Origin of the sequence: Campylobacter sp. CFSAN093226, assembly GCF_012897595.1 — a bacterium.
Classification (GTDB): domain Bacteria; phylum Campylobacterota; class Campylobacteria; order Campylobacterales; family Campylobacteraceae; genus Campylobacter_D; species Campylobacter_D jejuni.
Genome location: NZ_CP040608.1, coordinates 502,840 through 521,894, shown reverse-complemented (window position 1 = coordinate 521,894; position 19,055 = coordinate 502,840). Strand labels below are relative to the sequence as shown.

19 protein-coding genes and 1 other RNA gene are annotated in these 19,055 nt (G+C 30.7%); 3 read left to right on the top strand and 17 right to left on the bottom strand.

Translation table 11 applies throughout. The annotated features are described in order from the left end of the window. Nucleotides 1–67 precede the first annotated feature (67 nt). Both FBF02_RS02765 and FBF02_RS02760 read left to right on the top strand, forming a co-directional pair. Nucleotides 68–1,300, top strand: a complete 1,233-nt coding sequence (locus FBF02_RS02765; protein WP_002858629.1) for a glutamate-5-semialdehyde dehydrogenase — start codon at nt 68–70, stop codon at nt 1,298–1,300. Further along, nucleotides 1,297–2,382, top strand: a complete 1,086-nt coding sequence (locus FBF02_RS02760) for an FUSC family protein (RefSeq protein WP_002864506.1) — start codon at nt 1,297–1,299, stop codon at nt 2,380–2,382. The genes FBF02_RS02765 and FBF02_RS02760 overlap by 4 nt, the downstream gene beginning before the upstream one ends. Here the strand turns inward: FBF02_RS02760 and FBF02_RS02755 are convergent. The 6 genes from FBF02_RS02755 to efp form a co-directional block, all read right to left on the bottom strand. Then, nucleotides 2,379–3,176, bottom strand: coding sequence for an amidohydrolase (locus FBF02_RS02755; RefSeq protein ID WP_002825067.1), 798 nt, complete (start codon nt 3,174–3,176; stop codon nt 2,379–2,381). The two genes, FBF02_RS02760 and FBF02_RS02755, sit on opposite strands and share 4 nt — an antisense overlap. Before the next feature lie 10 nt (nt 3,177–3,186). Continuing rightward, nucleotides 3,187–4,479 carry an SLC13 family permease gene (locus FBF02_RS02750; protein WP_010891864.1) on the bottom strand — a complete coding sequence of 431 codons (1,293 nt, stop codon included), beginning with the start codon at nt 4,477–4,479 and terminating at the stop codon, nt 3,187–3,189. 118 nt (nt 4,480–4,597) lie between these two features. Continuing rightward, nucleotides 4,598–5,602: a DUF2891 domain-containing protein gene (locus tag FBF02_RS02745; protein WP_002858603.1), complete on the bottom strand. Its 1,005-nt coding sequence runs from the start codon at nt 5,600–5,602 to the stop codon at nt 4,598–4,600. A 9-nt stretch (nt 5,603–5,611) separates the two neighbouring features. Next, nucleotides 5,612–6,565 (bottom strand): DUF979 domain-containing protein, encoded by a 954-nt coding sequence (locus FBF02_RS02740; RefSeq protein WP_002858607.1) that lies wholly within the window; start codon nt 6,563–6,565, stop codon nt 5,612–5,614. Beyond that, on the bottom strand, nt 6,552–7,244 hold the full coding sequence (locus tag FBF02_RS02735; protein WP_002856730.1) for a DUF969 domain-containing protein: 693 nt from the start codon (nt 7,242–7,244) through the stop codon (nt 6,552–6,554). Before FBF02_RS02735 ends, FBF02_RS02740 begins: the two co-directional genes overlap by 14 nt. Nucleotides 7,245–7,403: 159 nt before the next feature. Continuing rightward, the gene (gene efp, locus FBF02_RS02730; RefSeq protein ID WP_002855210.1) at nt 7,404–7,973 is read right to left on the bottom strand and encodes an elongation factor P; all 570 of its coding nucleotides are present in this window, start codon (nt 7,971–7,973) and stop codon (nt 7,404–7,406) included. Nucleotides 7,974–8,086: 113 nt separating this feature from the next. Between efp and rnpB the strand changes: the two genes are divergently transcribed. Then, nucleotides 8,087–8,407: RNase P RNA component class A (rnpB, locus tag FBF02_RS02725), an RNA gene on the top strand. Here rnpB and FBF02_RS02720 read toward each other — a convergent pair. The 11 genes from FBF02_RS02720 to FBF02_RS02670 form a co-directional block, all read right to left on the bottom strand. Beyond that, a complete protein-coding gene (locus FBF02_RS02720; protein ID WP_002776186.1) occupies nt 8,405–8,680 on the bottom strand; it encodes a hypothetical protein in 276 nt (91 codons plus the stop codon). The genes rnpB and FBF02_RS02720 overlap by 3 nt on opposite strands. Beyond that, a complete protein-coding gene (gene fliS, locus FBF02_RS02715) occupies nt 8,661–9,047 on the bottom strand; it encodes a flagellar export chaperone FliS (protein WP_002776169.1) in 387 nt (128 codons plus the stop codon). Before fliS ends, FBF02_RS02720 begins: the two co-directional genes overlap by 20 nt. A gap of 11 nt (nt 9,048–9,058) precedes the next feature. Continuing rightward, nucleotides 9,059–10,990 (bottom strand): flagellar filament capping protein FliD, encoded by a 1,932-nt coding sequence (gene fliD, locus FBF02_RS02710; protein WP_002858527.1) that lies wholly within the window; start codon nt 10,988–10,990, stop codon nt 9,059–9,061. Between the two features lie 2 nt (nt 10,991–10,992). Beyond that, complete coding sequence (locus tag FBF02_RS02705) at nt 10,993–11,358, bottom strand: FlaG family protein (protein WP_002858519.1); 366 nt, start codon at nt 11,356–11,358, stop codon at nt 10,993–10,995. 156 nt (nt 11,359–11,514) lie between these two features. Continuing rightward, nucleotides 11,515–13,317: a menaquinone biosynthesis decarboxylase gene (locus FBF02_RS02700; RefSeq protein WP_002858553.1), complete on the bottom strand. Its 1,803-nt coding sequence runs from the start codon at nt 13,315–13,317 to the stop codon at nt 11,515–11,517. Next, the gene (gene hemC / locus FBF02_RS02695) at nt 13,314–14,237 is read right to left on the bottom strand and encodes a hydroxymethylbilane synthase (protein WP_021034199.1); all 924 of its coding nucleotides are present in this window, start codon (nt 14,235–14,237) and stop codon (nt 13,314–13,316) included. The genes FBF02_RS02700 and hemC overlap by 4 nt, the downstream gene beginning before the upstream one ends. Continuing rightward, nucleotides 14,234–14,623, bottom strand: a complete 390-nt coding sequence (gene fxsA / locus FBF02_RS02690) for an FxsA family membrane protein (protein WP_002858525.1) — start codon at nt 14,621–14,623, stop codon at nt 14,234–14,236. The genes hemC and fxsA overlap by 4 nt, the downstream gene beginning before the upstream one ends. Continuing rightward, nucleotides 14,620–16,329 (bottom strand): proline--tRNA ligase, encoded by a 1,710-nt coding sequence (locus FBF02_RS02685; protein ID WP_004297429.1) that lies wholly within the window; start codon nt 16,327–16,329, stop codon nt 14,620–14,622. Before FBF02_RS02685 ends, fxsA begins: the two co-directional genes overlap by 4 nt. Beyond that, nucleotides 16,313–17,611: a glutamyl-tRNA reductase gene (hemA, locus tag FBF02_RS02680; protein ID WP_002854989.1), complete on the bottom strand. Its 1,299-nt coding sequence runs from the start codon at nt 17,609–17,611 to the stop codon at nt 16,313–16,315. The genes FBF02_RS02685 and hemA overlap by 17 nt, the downstream gene beginning before the upstream one ends. Then, on the bottom strand, nt 17,611–18,504 hold the full coding sequence (locus FBF02_RS02675; RefSeq protein WP_002858511.1) for a hexaprenyl-diphosphate synthase: 894 nt from the start codon (nt 18,502–18,504) through the stop codon (nt 17,611–17,613). The genes hemA and FBF02_RS02675 overlap by 1 nt, the downstream gene beginning before the upstream one ends. Before the next feature lie 13 nt (nt 18,505–18,517). Next, nucleotides 18,518–19,054: a hypothetical protein gene (locus FBF02_RS02670; protein WP_002858491.1), complete on the bottom strand. Its 537-nt coding sequence runs from the start codon at nt 19,052–19,054 to the stop codon at nt 18,518–18,520. Between the last annotated feature and the right edge of the window lies 1 nt (nt 19,055).

Sequence of the window (19,055 nt, the reverse complement as noted above, 5' to 3'; positions counted from 1 at the left end):
TATTTACCTTTCAATTCTAAATTTTTTTGTATAATTTATCAAGTTTTTTGTAAATAAAGGATTAAAAATGCGAAATTTGCTTGAAAATATTAAGAAAAATTCTCAAAAACTACTTAACTTAACACCCAAAGATAAAGAAAAAATTATTCTAAAATTAGCTCAAATTTTAAGAGAAAATTTCAAAATTATCCTAGAAGCAAATAAAAAAGATATGGCAAATTTCACAAAAAGCGGAGCAATGAAAGATAGGCTTTTGTTAGATGAAAAACGTATTTTAGCTCTTTGCGAAGGCCTAGAAAAAATCGCTTACATCGAAGATCCTATAGGCAAAATTTCTAAAGGCTGGAAAAATTATGCGGGTTTGAGCATACAAAAGATGAGTATTCCTTTAGGACTCATTTGTGTTATTTACGAAGCAAGGCCTAGTCTTAGCGCTGAAATCGCAGCTTTAATGATAAAAAGTTCCAATGCTTGTGTATTTAAAGGCGGAAGTGAAGCAAAATTTACAAATGAGGCTATATTTACTCTTGTTAATAAAGTACTTAAGGAATTTGATTTGCAAGATTGTTTTGCTATGTTTACCCAAAGAGATGAAATCTTGCAAATTCTAGCCTTTGATGATTTAATCGATGTGATCATACCTCGCGGAAGTTCAAATATGATACAAGAAATTGCAAACAATACCAAAATTCCTCTCATTAAGCAAAATAAAGGCTTGTGTCATGCTTTTGTAGATCAAAGTGCTAACTTAGATATGGCTTTAAAAATAATCCTTAATGCAAAGTGTCAAAGAGTAAGTGTTTGTAACGCTTTAGAAACGCTTTTAATCCATGAAAAAATTGCTAAAAATTTTATAAGTCTTTTAATACCTGAATTTGAAAAATTTAAGGTAAAAATTCACGCCCATGAAAATGCTTTGGCTTATTTTAACAACTCAAATTTAAAAATTTTTAAAGCAAATGAAAATACCTTTGATACAGAATGGCTTGATTTTGCTTTAAGTGTAAAATTAGTAAAAGATTGCGATGAAGCTATAGAGCATATCAATAAACACAGCTCCTTGCATTCTGAAACCATTATCTCAAATGATGCTTCAAATATCGCTAAATTTCAACGCCTTATAAACTCATCTTGTATTTATGCTAATGCTTCAACGCGTTTTAGCGATGGAGGAGAATTTGGCTTTGGTGGAGAAGTTGGAATTTCAACCAGCAAATTGCATGCAAGAGGTCCTATGGGGATTGAAGATATTTGCACTTATAAATATATAATCAATGGGGAAGGACAAATTCGAGAGTGAATAAAATAGAAATACTAAAGCAACACTTTAAAGAAATTGCTAAATTAAATTCAAGCGAACAAGTTTGGCAAATGCCTTTTTTTGCGGCTTTAGGCGTAGGTATAGTTTTAGGGCTTAGTGTATTTTTTGGAAAATTAAACTATGGACTCATTGCCATGATAGGAGCTTTGTCTTTTTTATATGTTCCAAGCACTCCTTTATATCATAGAATGGCTGTTGTGATGTGCTGTTCTTTTGGCATAGTTTCTAGTTTTTTCTTAGGAATTTTAACTCATTTTTTGCCTGCAATTTTTGCCTTCATCCCTATAGGAATTATGGCCATGGGAAGTTCTATTTTAATTAGATACTATAACATTGGTGCACCTGGATATTTTTTCTTTGTATTTTCTTGTGTTTTAGGAGCCTATTCTCCTTTTGAAGCTAAGGATTTTATCTTTTTAGTAGGTCTTGTTTTTCTTGGAGCAATGGTAGCTAATTTAATGGCTTTGTTATATTCTATCGTTGTGATTTATGGATTTAAAAATGCTTTACCTAGCGAAATTCCACCTAGAGAATACATAGGTTTTGATGCAGTTTTTGTGGATTCTTTGATCATGGGTTCTTTTGTGGCTTTTTCTATATTTATAGGAACTTTTTTAGAACTTGAAAGAAGTTATTGGATAGCCATTTCTTGCACAGCTATTATGCAAGGTGTAACTTTAAATTCTATATGGATTAAACAAATTCAACGCATCATAGGAACGGCCTTAGGAGTATGTTTTGCATGGTGGCTTTTATCTAAACAATTTCACGATATAGAGCTTATTTTACTTATGATGTCTTTGTTTTTTATAGGACAATTTTTAGTCAATCGAAACTATGCTTTAGCTATGATTTTCTTTACTCCTTATGCTACTTATCTTTCGGAAGCAGCTAATTTTATGAGTGAAAATGCAGATAAATTAATACTCGCTCGTTTAATTGATGTTGTAATAGGAAGCATTTTAGGGCTTTTAGGTGGTTTTGTGATTTACAAACCTTATCTAAGAGTGCATTTTGAACGCATTGCAAAATACATCTTTAGGATAAAACAAAAAGCTTAAAAGCCAAATAAAGCACAAGCATTATCCCCTAAAATTTGCTCTTGTTCTTTTTTAGATACGACAACTTCATTAAAAGCCACTAGAGCCGATGAAAAATTAATATTTGCTTCAAAATTTGTATGTGGCCAATCGCTTCCAAAAACAAAATTGCTAAGTGGAAAATGTTCTTTTAAAATTTCATATATTTTCTTTGCAAATTTTACAGCTTGTTCATTATTAGCATAGTCTATTTTTGCTCTATAAAAACCGCTAATTTTAAAAAATATTCTAGAGTTTTTTAAGCAAATTAAATCCTCTAAATTTGTTAAGTTTGCATTAGCTCTTGCTAAATGATCGATAACAATATTACAACCATAAGGAATTAAATTTTCAACAATATCAACAAGATTATTATCTAAATCTCTTTGAATTTCTATTTGCATTTTAAGCTTACTTAAATTTTCAAAAAATTGAGTCCAAACCATACTTTTAAAATTTGGTAATTCTTTGCCAATTAAATTTAATCTAACTCCACAAGCTTTTCTTTCTTTTAGTTTTTTAAGCTCATCAAATTTAATATTTTCATCAACCACAACTATAGCTTTTATATTTTCATCTTTTTCTATACTCTGAAGCAAAAATTCATTATCAATACCTAAAAAACTTGGCTGAACTAAAACCCCTTTATTAAAATCATAATGATCTAAATTTGCTTTATAATCTTTAAAACTAGCGTCATAATCAGGCTTATATCTTGCATTTGCAACCGTATTTAACTTTTTCAAAAATATATGTGCGTGAGTATCAATCTTCATTAAATTATCCTTATAAAATAAAACTCATTATAATAGTAGCTAAAATCGCCGCTATAAATCCTATAGGCACAGCTTTAATAAGTAAATCTTTAAATAATTTTTCCTTATATTTATCAGGGCAAGATCCTAAAATTAGACTTCCTCCAGAAGAAAAAGGAGAAATAGCAGAAGCTTGAGCCCCTACAACAATACAAGAAAAAAGCAATGCCTCGCTTAATCCACTGCTTGCAGCAATGCTTGGAACTATAGGAAAAAGCGCTGGAGTAACCACACCCAAAGTACTTGAAAAAAGCGACATAAAAGCTGCAATAGCACACATTATTAACGGAATAAAAATCACATTGATCTCATTTTCTACAAGATCTGAAAATAATTTTATAGCCCCTGCTTCAACTGCTATGCTAATTAACATCCCTACTCCACAAATCATTATCAAGGTTCCCCAAGGAATTAAAGCAACAACTTGTTTCTCATCGGCCAATTTTAAAAATAAAGCAATGGCAACAAAAATCATGGCTATCATGGCTATATCTATTTTTTTATTAAAATAACTAATTGTCTCATTATGTGGAAAAATAATATTTAGCACAGGAAAGATTAAAACAACAACAATCATCATAAACATGAGAATTAAAGTAGTTTTTTGTTTATAATCAAATGGATCAGGTTTTGAAATAACACTAATTTTTATATTATTTTTAAAAGCATTAAACACAAAAAAAGATAATACCACAATAGGCAAGATTATAGTAAAAGCAAAAATAATACTAGAATTTGCAAAAGCTTCATTTGCTTCAATGCCTGAATTTTCCATCAATCCTCGAAAAATAATCCCGCTTTGAGAAGTTATAAAATTTGCTCCTCCCAAAGCACCATAATTTATAGCCATAGCTCCAGCAATTTTGCTTAAACCGATTTTATCGCAAAGTAAAAAAGTAAGTGGTGCCATAAAAGCTAAAACTGTATAAAAACCTGCTCCTAAAGCAGCTATAATAGCACTAACCACAAAAATAACAAAAGGAAGCAAATAAGGATGATTAGCAAAACGATACATCAAATGTCCAGCTAATTTTTCAAGAGTTCCATTTACGGTTGCAAAATTATAAAACAATGAGACAGCAAAAATAACAAAAAATATAGAAATAGGCCAAAAAGCTATGATTTTTTTAGGAGCTAAATCCATAAAAAAAGCTCCTATAATATAAGCAAAAATCATAGCAAAAATTCCAACATTATGTCTAGTAATATAGCCCAAAATAATAGCCACTATAATACTAGAGATGATTAAAAAAACCATTATCATCCTTTAAAATATTATAGGGCTTATAATATCAAAAAATATATTTTTCAAAGCATAAAAACAAAATCTAAATTTAAAAAATATCTATTTAGCAACAAATTTACTCATCTTATGAAATTTTTTATAAAATATCCACATCCAGAGCAAGCAAAGCAAAGCTTCCTAGCCAATGCGACCCAAGATAATCATCTTCTATATGAGCTATAGCTTTATCAAAATGCTCTGTAGCATTGTTTCTTAAAAGAATTTTTAAATTTTCATCGCAAAAATTTGAAAGTATTTTAAAACACCAAGCACGACTTAAATTTAACCCATCTAAATGTGCTATTTTACCATCGCTCCTATCACTCACACTCACAGGGGTAAATAAAGTTGCAGGCTCTTTTGCTTCTAAATTTGGCAAATATGCTTTAAAAAATTTTACAAAATCATTTTTATGTAAAACAGCACTTAAAAGCACCGCTTCCATCAAAACAGGAGATAAAAACTCATCTCCACAAGGCTCTAAAGCTTGCATATTTTTATCATTTAAAAACCACTTTTTAGCACTTTGGATGATGCAATACTCCAATTCTTGATCTTTTTTAAATCTTGCATATTCTAAAGCAAAATACAAAGCAAAAGAGCTATTAAAATGGGTTCCAACTCGTATAGGATAATCCATCTTAGGTAAAAACTCCTTAAATTCTTTAACAAAGAAATCAGCTATGCCTTCTAAATTTTTAGCCCAAATTTCAGCTTTGTCATTTTCTTTAGCAAGTAAATTTATCTCCAAAGTCAGTTTTAAAAACCATCCCCATCCATAAGGTCTTTCAAAACCTTTGTGTGCAGGGTTTTGAAGATATTTAAGCTCTCCTTCTGCTTTTTCTTTGCTAAATTGAGAATCTAGAGCTTTGATGATTTCATCCTTTGGAGCAAAATGAGAAAAATCTTTTAAAATTTTCACCAAAAGCCAGTGAGAATGCACGCTAGAATGCCAATCATAAGAACCATAAAATATAGGATACATAAGTTTTGGCGGTTTAATATCATTGATATCATTAAAAGAATGTGTAATTTTATTTGGCAATTCTCTAAAAATATTTTCTAGTGCAATAAAGCTAAATTGTTTTATAAATTTTTCCATTGTTTCTCCTTAAAATCTAAAAGCTAAAAAATACATTAAAAAGATATTAGCCACAAGCAAAACAAGTCCTGACATAAACTGGGCTTTAATTACGCCATTTTTATCATCCAAATTTAAAAGTGCCGCAGGAACTATATTAAAATTTGCAGCCATAGGCGTCATTAAAGTTCCGCAAAATCCACTAAGCATTCCAATCGCTCCTATAATAGCAGGATTTGCATGCATTTGTATGATTAAAATCGGCAAAGCAATAGCAGCAGTAATCACAGGAAAAGCTGCAAAAGCATTGCCCATTACTATAGTAAAAAGCGCCATAGCGATACAATACACAGCTACTGCAATAAAAGCATTATCTAAACTAATATAACTAGATAAAAGTTTAGATACTTGATCGCCCATTCCTGTAGAAACAAAAACTACCCCAAGTGTAGCCAAAATTTGCGGTAAAAGCGCTGCCCAACTAATGTGATCCATAGTATGTGCTGCATCTTTAACAGCTCTTTTAGGAGAAGCCTTAAACATAAAACAAGCAACTACTGAAGAAATAATTATACCTATAATCAAAGCCATCAATGTAGCATTTTTATTTTCAAAAAAACTCAAATAGGGAAATAAAAAAGTCCCAATAAGTGTAATCAAAGGAACCATTAAAGCAGGAATAAAAAGTTTATTTTTATAAATATTTGCATGTTTTATCTCATATTCTTTTTCTTCTTTGCTAACTTCGATCTTTGCTGGTTTTAATAAATTAAATCCTGCTATAAGTGCTAGTAAAATCACTATACAACCCATCACAAAATGAGGCAAAACTCCTGCTAGTAAAAAAGTAAAACTATAACTTATCCAAAATACCCCGCCGCTTATTCTTGATTTTATATCTTTAGCTTGATTAGAAAAACTTAAAATTCCAAAAACTAAAAATAAAATTCCTACAATATAATAAAGTAAATCAAGACTTATCATCACTCAACCCTTTATAAGTTTTTTCCAATCTTTTATCAAATAAATAAAGTCTAGAGCAATGGATAATTAAAGCCAAAATTCCAGTTGGTATAGCCCAAACTGATAAATGCAATGGCTCAACAATAATACCATTGCTCTCATAAAAAGCTTTAATAAATAAAATAGAATGCACGGCTATAAAAATATCCTCTCCAAAAAATACAGCAACATTATCCGTTCCCGCAGAAAAAGCTTTGATTTTTTGACTATCTTTATGTGTTAAGTTTTTAAATTTAAGCTTAGCTGCAGCTTCTGCCATAGGGGCTATTAAAGGTCTTATCATCTGTGCATGTCCGCCTAAAGATAAAAGCCCTAAAGCTGCAGTAACTTGTCTAAAAACAAAATAACACATTAAAATTCGTCCTGTACTGGCAACTTTTATTTTGGATATTAAATTTTTAGCCTGCTCTCTTAAGCCTTTGCGTTCCAAAACAGCAAGTAAAGGTAAAATAAGCCAAATTATAGCAACATAGCGATTATCTACAAAAGATTTTCCTATATCACTAACAACCTTAACAAAATCAAAACCTGAAACAAGTCCAGCATAAATTCCAACTGAAGTTACCACTAAAAAGGGGTTAATCTTTAAAGCAAAACCTAAAACAATCAAAGGTATAGAAGCAAGAAGTAACCATTCCATCAACCATCTCCACAATATGAATTAGAAATATTATAGAAATTTTAAATTGAAGAAAAGTTTAAAAAAATATTTTTAAGAATGGAATGAGAAATTAAGTAACAAAATAAATTTTATATAAATTTAAAAAAGCCTTGGAATAGTCCAAAAGCTTTTTTTGTATTATTTGTTCGCTCTTTCTATATACTCACCACGCACAGTATCAACGCGTATAACTTCACCTTCTAACACATGAAAAGGAATTTGCACTACTGCGCCTGTTTCCAATGTAGCCGGTTTTTTATTTGATCCTTGAGTATCACCCTTAAAATTTGGAGCTGTTTCGATGATTTTGAGTTCAACAACTTGTGGAACTTCTACGCCGATAGCTTTACCATTATGGAAAAGCACATCTACCATCATACCATCAAGCATCCATTTTTTCGCCTCACCTACATCATCATCACTAATAGCTACTTGTTCATATGTTTGCGTATCCATAAATTGGCAATTTTCACCATCATCATAAAGATACTGCATAGTTTTATCTTCTAAATTTGGAGCTTCACATTTATCACCTGCATGGAAAGTTTTTTCAAGTACTTTACCATCAATAAAAGATTTGATTTTAATACGCACAAAAGCAGGACCTTTGCCTGGTTTTACATGCTGATACTCAACTATTTTAAAAGGAATTCCATCGATTTCTATTTTAAGTCCCTTTTTTAAATCACCCATTGAATAAGATGCCATAAATTTCCTTTGTTAAAAAATAAAAAACAATTTTATCAAATTTTGATTGATATCACAATAAAATTATTTTATTTGATGAAAAAATAAGTAAAATTACGTTAAAATCCAAATTTAAAGCATAGTAAATGCTCGCTTCTTTTTAGGAGAGGAAAGTCCGAGCTGCTAAAGACAAACATTCCATCTAACAGATGGCTAGGGTAACCTAAGGGATAGTGCAACAGAAAGAAAACTACCACGCAAGTGGAAAAGGTGAAACGGCGGGGTAAAAGCCCACCAGCGATTTTGGTAACAATTTCGGCTATGTAAACCCAATGTGCAGCAAGAAGGGATGGTTAGCGTCTTTGTTTTAACCCTTCGCTTGATTTTGTTTGCAAAAACAAAACTAGATAAATGAGCATTCAAGACAGAACTCGGCTTATCGCTATGCTTTTTTAAGATTTAAAATATGTCAACGCTTTTTGAAATTTTTGAATTTCAACAGCTTTTGTTTTTTTCTTTTGTTCAATCAGTATAACAGCTTCTTGCAAAAGAGCTTGAACTTGATAAAATACATCATTTGCATTTTCTTTTAAAAAATCTTCTGAAGGCGATTCTTTGGCTAAATTTTTAATAAAAGCTTTCATATCAAGTTCATCAAGTAAATTTTCAAGTTTATTGACATCTTCTTGGATTAATGCAAGTTTAAAATCACTGAGCCACTGTTTCATTGTTATGCACTTCTCTCCAAGCTTCTAGCAAACCTTTGGTTACATTTATAACTTCATTGATTCTATCTTCGTTATTTTCTAAATTTGCCAAAGATAAAAGTTGAATTTCTCTTGTATAAAGCCCGCTTAAATAATGTGCCACTTCTCCGCCTTTTTCATAGTTTAAAGTATTAATAAGCTCTATAAAAATAGCCGTGGTTCTTTTTACAAAATACACTCTTTGTTCTATATCTTCATTTCTTATGGCTACTTTAGCTCTTGCACAAAAACGCAAAATTCCCTCATAAAGCATTTCAATAAGTTTTTGCGGGGACTCTATCCCCACTTGATTTTGAGAATAAGCATTATAGGCTAAATTATTTTGCATCTTTTTTATCCTTAATTATTAGAATTGTTTGCCGCATTAATCATATTAGTCACAGTATTTAGCTGTTGATTGAGTTTATTTAAAATACTCTCATATTGCAACCATTGATTCGCCATTGTATCATATCTTGTATCAATCATAGCCTGAGTCGAGTCTTTAGAGGTATTTAATGATTTAATATCATTTGTCAAACTCTCATCATATTTTGTAATTGAACCATCTTTTCCAGTCATCTCTTGCAACGTGGCTTTTAATTTTGAAAAAATACCTTTACCTTCTATAGGCTTAGAGGTTATATTTACGTCAGACAAACCTAATTCCTTGAGAATGTTAGCATCTCCTTTGATTGAAAAATCCGAGCTACCATCTCCACTAAAATTCAACCTAAACCCTGTAACATTGTTTTGATTATAGGATTCAACCTTAACTTTTAAGCCTTCAATACCTTTACTGTTTATATGATTAGCTAAATTTTGAAGCAATTCTTCCTCTGTTTTCCCTGTTAATTTAAAATTAGTACCATCAGAATTTTTAGACAAATCATATGTTTGATTATTAAAAACTATAGTAAAATCTCCTGGTTTAAATTCTAAACCATTAGTATTACCTCCATTGGAATTAAGATATTTACTTAAACTTCCTGTCTTAATTACCTCTCCTGTGTGATTAATGTCTTCGTATTTAGTAATATTTGAAAAAAAACTTTCAGTAGAGTCTGGATCTTCTTTAACTTTTTGTTCAAATTTAGAAGAATCAAAACTCAAAGTGCCTGCATCATTTAAACTTAAGCCAAAATCCTGCATAGAAAGCATAACCTTAGTGTTTACTTTATTACCATTTGCATCTTCAGTAGTTCCATCAACAACTTGAGAATCAAACAAATCAGCAAGAATGCTTGAGCGTATTGAATTTACTTCACTGATGCCTTGTAAAGTTCCTTTTGTTCCAGTTTCACTATTATAGTCAGTTGCAGCATTAAGATTGGTTACTAAATCATTATAAGCATCCACCAAATCTTGCATGGCTTTTGTCACACCTTCAAAATCTTGCTGTACATCAAAATTAATTTCACCTGTTTTATTTAAAGTTAAAGTCATTCCTACACCAAGATCGGTAACAGTATTACTTGATCTAAACATCTTAATACCATCAAGTGTGAATTCTGCATTTTGCGCAGTTTGGATATGCAAAGAAGCATCCTTAATACCATAACCTTTTTTATCCTTAGCTGGATCAATAGTCTGAGTCGTTTTATCTAATTCCCATCCAAGATTTGAAAATATTTTTTCTGCCTCTGGATCACTTTGATACTGACCCTGCGCATCTTTTTTTCCAGCATAGAAACTTATCGCACTGTCTTCGCCTGTTTCTTTACTGGTTAAAGTTAAGCGGTAAGGAGTGCCTTTCTCTCCTGTGTTTACAATCTTAGCGACAATCTCTCCTCCACTAGCTTCATTAATTTTATCAGCTAAATCTCTATAGGTTGTGTTTTTATCTACCGTAACAGTATATTCTTTGCCATTTGAAAAAAAAGTAAGATCGGTGGTTCCAGCTAAATTTGCATTAATAAAACCACTGTCATTTGCCAATCCTTGACTTTGATATACATCTTTTTGTGCAAGTTGAGTAACATTGATATTCATGCTTTGTAAAGCAACACCCGAATTAACTGTAAGACTTGCTGGAGGATTATCGCTAATACTTCCTACAACTTTTCTTTTCGCAAAAACCGTAGCATCAGCTAATGATGAAACAGCCGTCTGAAAACTTAGTAATTTAGTTTTGATTTCTGTTAAATCTTTTTGTTTGGTTGTATTTTCTTCAATTTTTTTAGTATAAGGATCAATACGAGCTTTTTGCTCTGCTTCTTTTAATTTATCTATAGTATCTTGAGTTAAAACCCCAGAACCAAATCCTAAACTAGATAGACTACCAAATGCCATTTTTAACTCTCCTTATCAAATATCATTCCTATCACATCCCTAAAATACTCAGCTAATCTCATAGCTTCTTCGCTAGGAATTTGACGGATTTCCCTTCCAGTACTTTTTTCAGTCACGCTAATATACATAGAACCGATTTTATCACTATAACCAAAACGAACATTGGTATCTAGAGAATCCATTTGCTCATTTAACTTTTTTGTAATATCAGCTAACTTTTCACTCACACCTCGTTGCTGTCCATCATCGCCTCCTTGGCTTTGACTTCTATCGGTTTGAATGTTTAAACTAGCCTGTGTCTCACTTGTTCTTTGGCTAATGTTTGCCAAAGCTGTATCCATTTGCCCATTTGCCTTCGATATTTCCATTTTAAAATCCTTTTTAAAATTTCCTATTGCTAGTTAAAAGCTTATATCGACAAATTTATAAATTTATGAACACCTATAAAGAAAATTTTATTTTTCAATAATAAAAAAATAATAAGCAAAAACTGTGCCAAAATTTTAAAATAAATCTCAATTATCTTAAAAAATTTCAAATTTATTAAAAAGATCTGGATTATTTTCTAAAATATTACGCAAGATCAAATCTTCTATCACGCTTTTAGTGCAATCTGTTTGCTTAGGCCAAGCTCTTAAATAACCCTCAGCTTCACCTTTAGCACTTGCATCTACTCCAAGTCTTTCTTCTTTGATAAAAATATCTCTTTTAGCATCTATATTATTTACCACACGCCAAACAAGCATATAAGAATTTTCAAGCTTATTTTCAGCATCTAAAAATACTAAAATCCTAAAATGTTTTTTAAATTCTAAAAGTTTGTCAAAACTTTGTTCGATTTTTTCTTTTTTATCAAGCAAAATACAAACTATAGGACTTTTACTTTCTTTATAAAATTGCTTTAAATTTAAAAGTTCTACCTTAGTTTTAAAAAGTTCTAGTAATTTTTCATCTTCTAAAATTTCAAGCTCTTCAACTTGTATTTCTTCGCAAGCATCAAGTCCTGCTTTACCCCCAAAACAAGAATTAGGTGAAGCATGATCTAATTGATCACAAATTCCTTCTGAAATTAAAATTTTCTTTGTATTAAAACGATCTAACATATAAGGAATTAAAGCATCATAATCTTTCAAAGAAGGTGCATTTTTATCCACAAAAATTGCATGCTTAACAAAACTCATTTGCCCTACTCCCCAAAATGCATGCATAATTTGTTGCGCATGAGCGGGATATTTTGCATCGATTTTTGCTAAGATAAGATTATGAAAGACCCCATTTTCAGGCATATTATAATCAATTAAATCAGGTACTGAAGTTTGAAGCAAGGGTAAAAAAATTCTTTCGGTACCAAGCCCCATGATCTTATCTTCTAAAGGAGGCTTTCCTACAACCGTTGCTTGATAGATCGCATCTTTTTTAGCATAAATTTTTTCTACTTTCATCACAGGAAAAAGTTCAGCAGGAGTATAAAAACCCGTATGATCTCCAAAAGGACCTTCGATTTTAAACTCTTCTAAATCCACATAACCTTCAATAACCACATCACTATCATAAGGTATAAAAATACCATTTTCACAAGGAGTAATTTTTGCAGGAGTTTTTTTAATAAAACCATAAAGTAAAAGTTCAAAAATTCCCTTAGGTAAAGGTGCTTGAGAACACCAAATATAAAGCGGATCTCCACCTATGGCTATACTTACAGGCATTTTTTTAAAACCAGCATTTTTGTATTCGTGATAAAAATTTGCCCCATCTTTATGAATTTGCCAATGCATTAAAAGTTCATTTTTATCACTCATTTGCAAACGATACATTCCAAGATTATTTTGAGTTTTATCTAAATTTTGTGTATAAACTTGCCCCATGGTAATAAATTTACCCGCATCATCTTCCCAAGTTTTTAGTATGGGAAGTTCTTCAAGTGAGTTTAAAATTTCATAATCATACAAGGCTTTATTTTTTTTCAGTCTTTTAGGAGGAATATTTTTAAAACTTAACAAATTCATAAAAAAATCCATTTTTGCTTTAAAACTCGTAGGAATATGAAGCTTGATGAGTTTTGAAATTTCTTCAGCCACCTCTTCATAATCACGTCCAAAAGCTAAATTTAAAGCCTTTTTATTGCAAAAAGTATTCATCAAAACAGGAAATTTATATTGTTTATTTAATTTTTTATCTATAGGATTTTTAAATAATAAAGCCTTCCCTTTTTCTCCTTTTTTAGCTTCTATATAGGCTAAATGAGCGATTTCAAGATCTACATCTACAGGTTCTTCAATTACCCTTAAAAGATCATTTTCTTTTAAAATTTGAATAAATTCTTTCATATCATACTCTCAGCTTTTTTTAAAAGTTCTTTAGCACCTTTAGCAATAAACTCCTTAGCCAAACTCTCTCCAAAACCTTTAAAATCATTCTTTTTAATCATTCTCTTATCTTTTAAAATTTCACTTCCATCGGGTAGTCCAAGTACCGCACGCATACAAATTTCATCTCCTAAGAGTTCTGCGTTAATACCTATAGGAACTTGACAACCTCCTTCTAAAGTAGCAATAAATTCTCTTTCAATGCTTGTTTCAATCAAAGCATTTTCATCATTTAAACATTTTAAAAGTTCTAAAATTTTTTCATCATTTATGCTTTCTATACCTAAAGCTCCTTGAGAAGCCGCAGGAATAAGCTCATCTTTGCTAAATTCATAAACAAAATTCACTTGCTTATCTAAGTTTAAGCGTTTAATTCCCGCCATTGCCAAAATAATCGCATCAAAATCATTATTTTTTAATTTCTCTATACGAGAATTGACATTACCACGCAAAGAAATAATCTCTAAATCAGGTCTTAATAATAAAAGCTGCATCTTGCGTCTAAGACTAGTAGTGCCTATTTTTGCACCTTTTGGTAAAGAAAGAAAATCTTTATAATTTTGACTTAGCATAGCATCATTGCTTTGCTCTCTTTTGCTTACCGCTGCCAAAACTAAACCTTGAGGAAAAAAACTAGGCACATCTTTTAAACTATGCACTGCTAAATGTGCTTCTTTTCTTAACATACTTTCTTCAAGTTCTTTTGTAAAAAGTCCTTTACCACCAATTTTTGCCAAAGGAGAATCAAGCAAAACATCGCCTTTTGTTTTAAAACCTTCTAAAAGCACTTCAATTTGATGTGTATTTTTTAAAATTTGGGCTACATGTTCACTTTGCCAAAGAGCTAATTGACTTTTTCTTGTTGCAATAATAAGCTTCATTTTCTATCCTCTATAATTTCAACATCAATAATTTCTTCATTAGAATTTTGATACTCTTGCTTGGTGTATTGATATTTTGATTTAGTTATTAATTTCAAAGCAATACCAAAGAAAAATACAAAAATTCCAAAAACACTTGTAATAATCCCTGGAAAAATAAGCAAAAACCCTGCGATAACAAAAGAAAATTGTGTTAACATATCCTTTAAGCCACCCATTTGAAATTCAAGCATATTTTTCCAAAAAATTCCCAATAAAACCGCACCAAAAATCATACTCAAAAGTATGAAAAATAAAAAATTACCAAAACCAAAAAAAACTATAAAAAGTACACTTGCAATAATTTCAAGTACAAATAAAGGGCTTAAACTTAATTTATAATTCATAACACTTTCTTTTTAAGAATTTCCATAAGTTCATCAGTTTTTATAAGTTCTTTTACCAAACCTTCTCTTTGGATAAGCTCTATTTCATTATTTTCTAATCCTTTACCAATAACTAACGCATAAGGAAAGCCCATAAGTTCAAAATCATTCATTTTAACCCCAAAACGCTCATTTCTATCATCAAGCAATACTTCTAATCCAAGATTAGTTAAATCCCTATAAAGCTTATTAGCAAATTCTAAAGCCTTTTCATCTTTGAGATTTGAAACAATAATTTCAAGCACAAAAGGAGCTAAAGTTTTATTCCAAATACATCCTTTTTCATCATGATTTGCTTCAATAGCTACAGCCAACAAGCGTGAAACACCTATGCCGTAACATCCCATATAAAAAGGCTGGCTTTTGCCATTTTCATCTAAGAAATTTGCATTCATCGCTTTGGAATATTTTTGTCCTAGCTTAAAAATATGCCCTACTTCTATACCTTTACTTTGTTTTAATTTTGCTCCACATTTAACACAGCAATCCCCTTCTTTAACTTCAATCAAATCTTTAAAACGATCTTTATTTAAATTTACAACATCAATACCGATTAAATGATAATCTTTTTCATTCGCACCCATAATCATTTGCTTTTCGTTTTCAAGCTCAAAATCTATATAAAAATCTATATCTTTTAATCCCACAAAACCTATAAAACCAGCTACTAAGCCAGCTTTTTCCAATTCTTCTTCGCTCGCATCGACTAGTTCAAGGGCACTGCAAGTATTTTGAGCCTTAACCTCTTGCAAATCATCACTTCCTCTTATAAAAAACACAACTAATTTGCTTTCATTTTCATAAATAGCTTTTTTTACCACTGCTTTAATCGTATAAAAAGCATTGATTTTAAAAAATTGTGCTAAAGAATCTATAGTTTTAATATTTGGAGTGTGAAATTTACTTGCATAATTTGCTTCAGGACGCTCATCTTGACAAGTTTTTTTAGCTCTTTTTGCAGCTTCAACATTAGCCGCATAATCACAATTTTCACAAATTAAAATATCATCTTCCCCATTTTTTGCTAAAACCATAAATTCCTTAGAGCCACTTCCACCAATAGCCCCACTATCAGCTTCAACTGCTCTAAAATCAAGCCCCATTCTTTGTAAAATTTGAGAATAAGTTTTATACATAAGCTCAAACTCACGCCCTAAATCTTCTTCATTAGCATGAAAACTATATCCATCTTTCATTAGAAATTCACGACATCTTAAAAGCCCAAATCTAGGCCTTGCTTCATCACGAAATTTAAGTCCAATTTGATATAAATGCAAAGGAAGTTGTTTATAGCTTGTGATTTTGTTTTTTACCAAAGAAAGCATAGCTTCTTCATGTGTTGGACCTAAAACAAATTCATTTTCTTTTCTGTCTTTAAAACGCAAAAGTTCTTTTCCAAAAACATTGTAACGCCCACTTTCTTGCCACAAACTTGCAGGAGTGATAAAACTAAGATTTACTTCTTGTGCTCCAGCCTTATCCATTTCTTCTTTAACTATATTTTTAATCTTGTCTAAAACTCTTTTTCCCAAAGGCAAGAAATTATAAAGTCCGCTACCAATTTGTTCTACAAAACCCGCACGCGTTAAAAAAATATGACTAGGTAAACTCGCATCTTTTGGCGCTTCTTTTAAACTTGGTGCATAAAATTTAGTAAATCTCATCATTATTCTCCATATCAAATTCACATTTATATTGATTTAAACCTTCAAGATTATTTTGCAAATCAAAAACATAACGCATAGCATTAATCACTGTATCGCTTTGCATTTTACCTTGTAAATGTTTCAAATTTACAGTAGGCGTGTGTAAAAAAGCCTTAAAAACTTGATGAATCAACTTTCTAGCCTCTTCTTTATCAGATTTTTTCAAATATCCTTTTTTTAACGCAATTTCAAGTTGTTTATCTGCATATTCTTTAGCTTGCAAGCGTATAGCTTTGATAATAGGCATCAAAGCCAAATCGTTTAAATACCTAAAAAATTCACTTGTTTCACGACCTATTATCCCATAAGCCATACGAGCTTCTTGTTCTCTTAGTGCTAAATTTTTTTGAACCACAATTTCAAGATCATCTACAGCAAAAACAGATATATTTTCATTTTCATTGATATCAATATCCCTTGGAACTGCAATATCAAAAAAATACCTTTTATAAGAAAGTTCTTCTATTAAAGAATTTGTAATAATAGCATTTGGTGCATTGGTAGCTGAGAAAAAAAACTCGTATTGATTTAAATATTTTTTTAAATTTTCTAAACTATCATATTCGCTTAAAACACCAAGTCTCTCACACAAATCTTTAGCTTTTTGTAAATCACGATTTAAAATAATCACCTTAGCACCCGCAGCAATTAAATGTTTTGCCGCGAGTTCTCCCATCTCTCCAGCTCCAATAACAACAGCTTTTTTTTGCGTTAAATCTGCAAGTTCTTTTGCTTTTGCCACGGCAACGCTAGCTACAGAAATAGAATTTTTAGAAATTTGAGTTTCATTGCGTACCTTAGCAGCACATTTAAAAGCACTATGTACTGCTCTTGAAAGGTGTACTCCACAAAAATTATTTTTTACAGCAAAAGCAAAGGCATCTTTTAATTGTCCTGCTATCTGAGTTTCTCCAACCACCAAACTATCCAAAGAACTTGCTACAGAAAAAAGATGGTGGATTGCTCCACTATCTTCAAAAATATCAGCTTTTTCAAGTAAAATATCTTTATCAACATCACAAAGTAAAGCCAAAGATTTAACAATAAACTCCGCACAGGCCATTTTTACAAAAGCAACAATTTCAACACGATTGCAAGTACTTATAACCAAACATTCTTCAATATTTTCATGAGTGCTAATGATTTTTAAAAACTCACTTTTTTTAGCTTCATTGGAAAAGCTTAACTTTTCCCTTAAGGCAATATCTGTATTTTTATGAGTAAAAGATATACAATAATACATTAAAATTCCCTATCTATCATAGCTTTAATAATATCATTAAGCTTGTTATTATCATATTTTTCAATCGCTTTACTAGCCTTTTTTGCATAAGTTTTAGCTTCTAAAATAGCTTTTTCTAAAGCTTTTTGTTCTTCAAATTTAGTTTTTAGCCACTCTTTTTCATTTTCATTTAAATCTTTTTTAAATAAAGTCTGCAAATATATCCTATCTTGTTCTTGTAAATTTTCATAAAGATAAATATAAGGTAAGGTAGTCTTACCCTCTTTAAAATCATTCATAGCAGGTTTTCCAAGAATTTTTTCATCACTCTTAATATCTAAAATATCATCAATCATCTGAAAAGCGAGTCCTAAATTTTTTCCATATTCTGCAAAATCTTTTTCATATAATCCAGCCAAAATAGCTCCGCATCTCGCACTTGCTTCGATCAAAACAGCTGTTTTATTATAGATCATTTTCAAATAAGCTTCTTTATTGATATTAAATTTCTCTCCCAAATCAACATCCATAAGTTCGCCTATAGCAAGCTTTACAACAGCGTCTGAAATAATACTTGCAAATCTAGCATCCATTTTACTTAATTCATAAAAGGCTTTTGAATACAAAATATCGCCCAACATAAGAGCATTTTTTGTACCAAATTCAGCATTAACAGATCTTGCCCCACGCCTTAATTCACTCTCATCGATAATATCATCATGTAATAAACTAGCAAGATGTATCAATTCTATAGCTGCACAAATTTTAAAAGCAATCTCACTCTCATCTGCGATAGCTAATAATAATTTAGAGCGTAATTTCTTTCCTGATTTTACATTTGAAAGCATATTTAAAATAGGTTCATAGCCAAGTTCTTCTAAAAACTGTTTTATTAATTCATCTATTTTTTGCACTATCTTTTCCTTGTTAATTGCTATTATTATTTTCTTTGCTTGTTAATGGTTTTACCTGAGGTTCGTTAAAATTAATCATAGGAACAACCTGATTATTTTGCGGTGGATTTTGTAAAGCTTTTTTTCTCGGATCTAAAAATTCTACCATTAAGCGAGATTCCTTATCTTCTATATAAACCGTAAAAGTTGCCAAACCTTTATTATAACCACTAAATTCTAAAATAAGTCTTGCTCTATCAATGTGTGGATTGGTATAATCAGGTATTAAAGTTTGAGTTACCCAATCTAAATTTCTTCTTAAACTCATCACAAATTGACGCGGATATTTGCGAAATTTCGAATGTACGATGATATTAGTATTATCAAACAAAGTCCAATAAAAATCAAAATTTTGCACCTTATCTTCATAGCCTATTTCTTTAATCTGCACACTAGCTCTCTCATCTTTTTTAAGTATAAATTTATAAGTATAATCAAAAGTTGGTTCAGATGCTAAAACATTACTAAAAATAAAAAAAATACAAATTAAACAAGGGCTTATTTTAAACAAT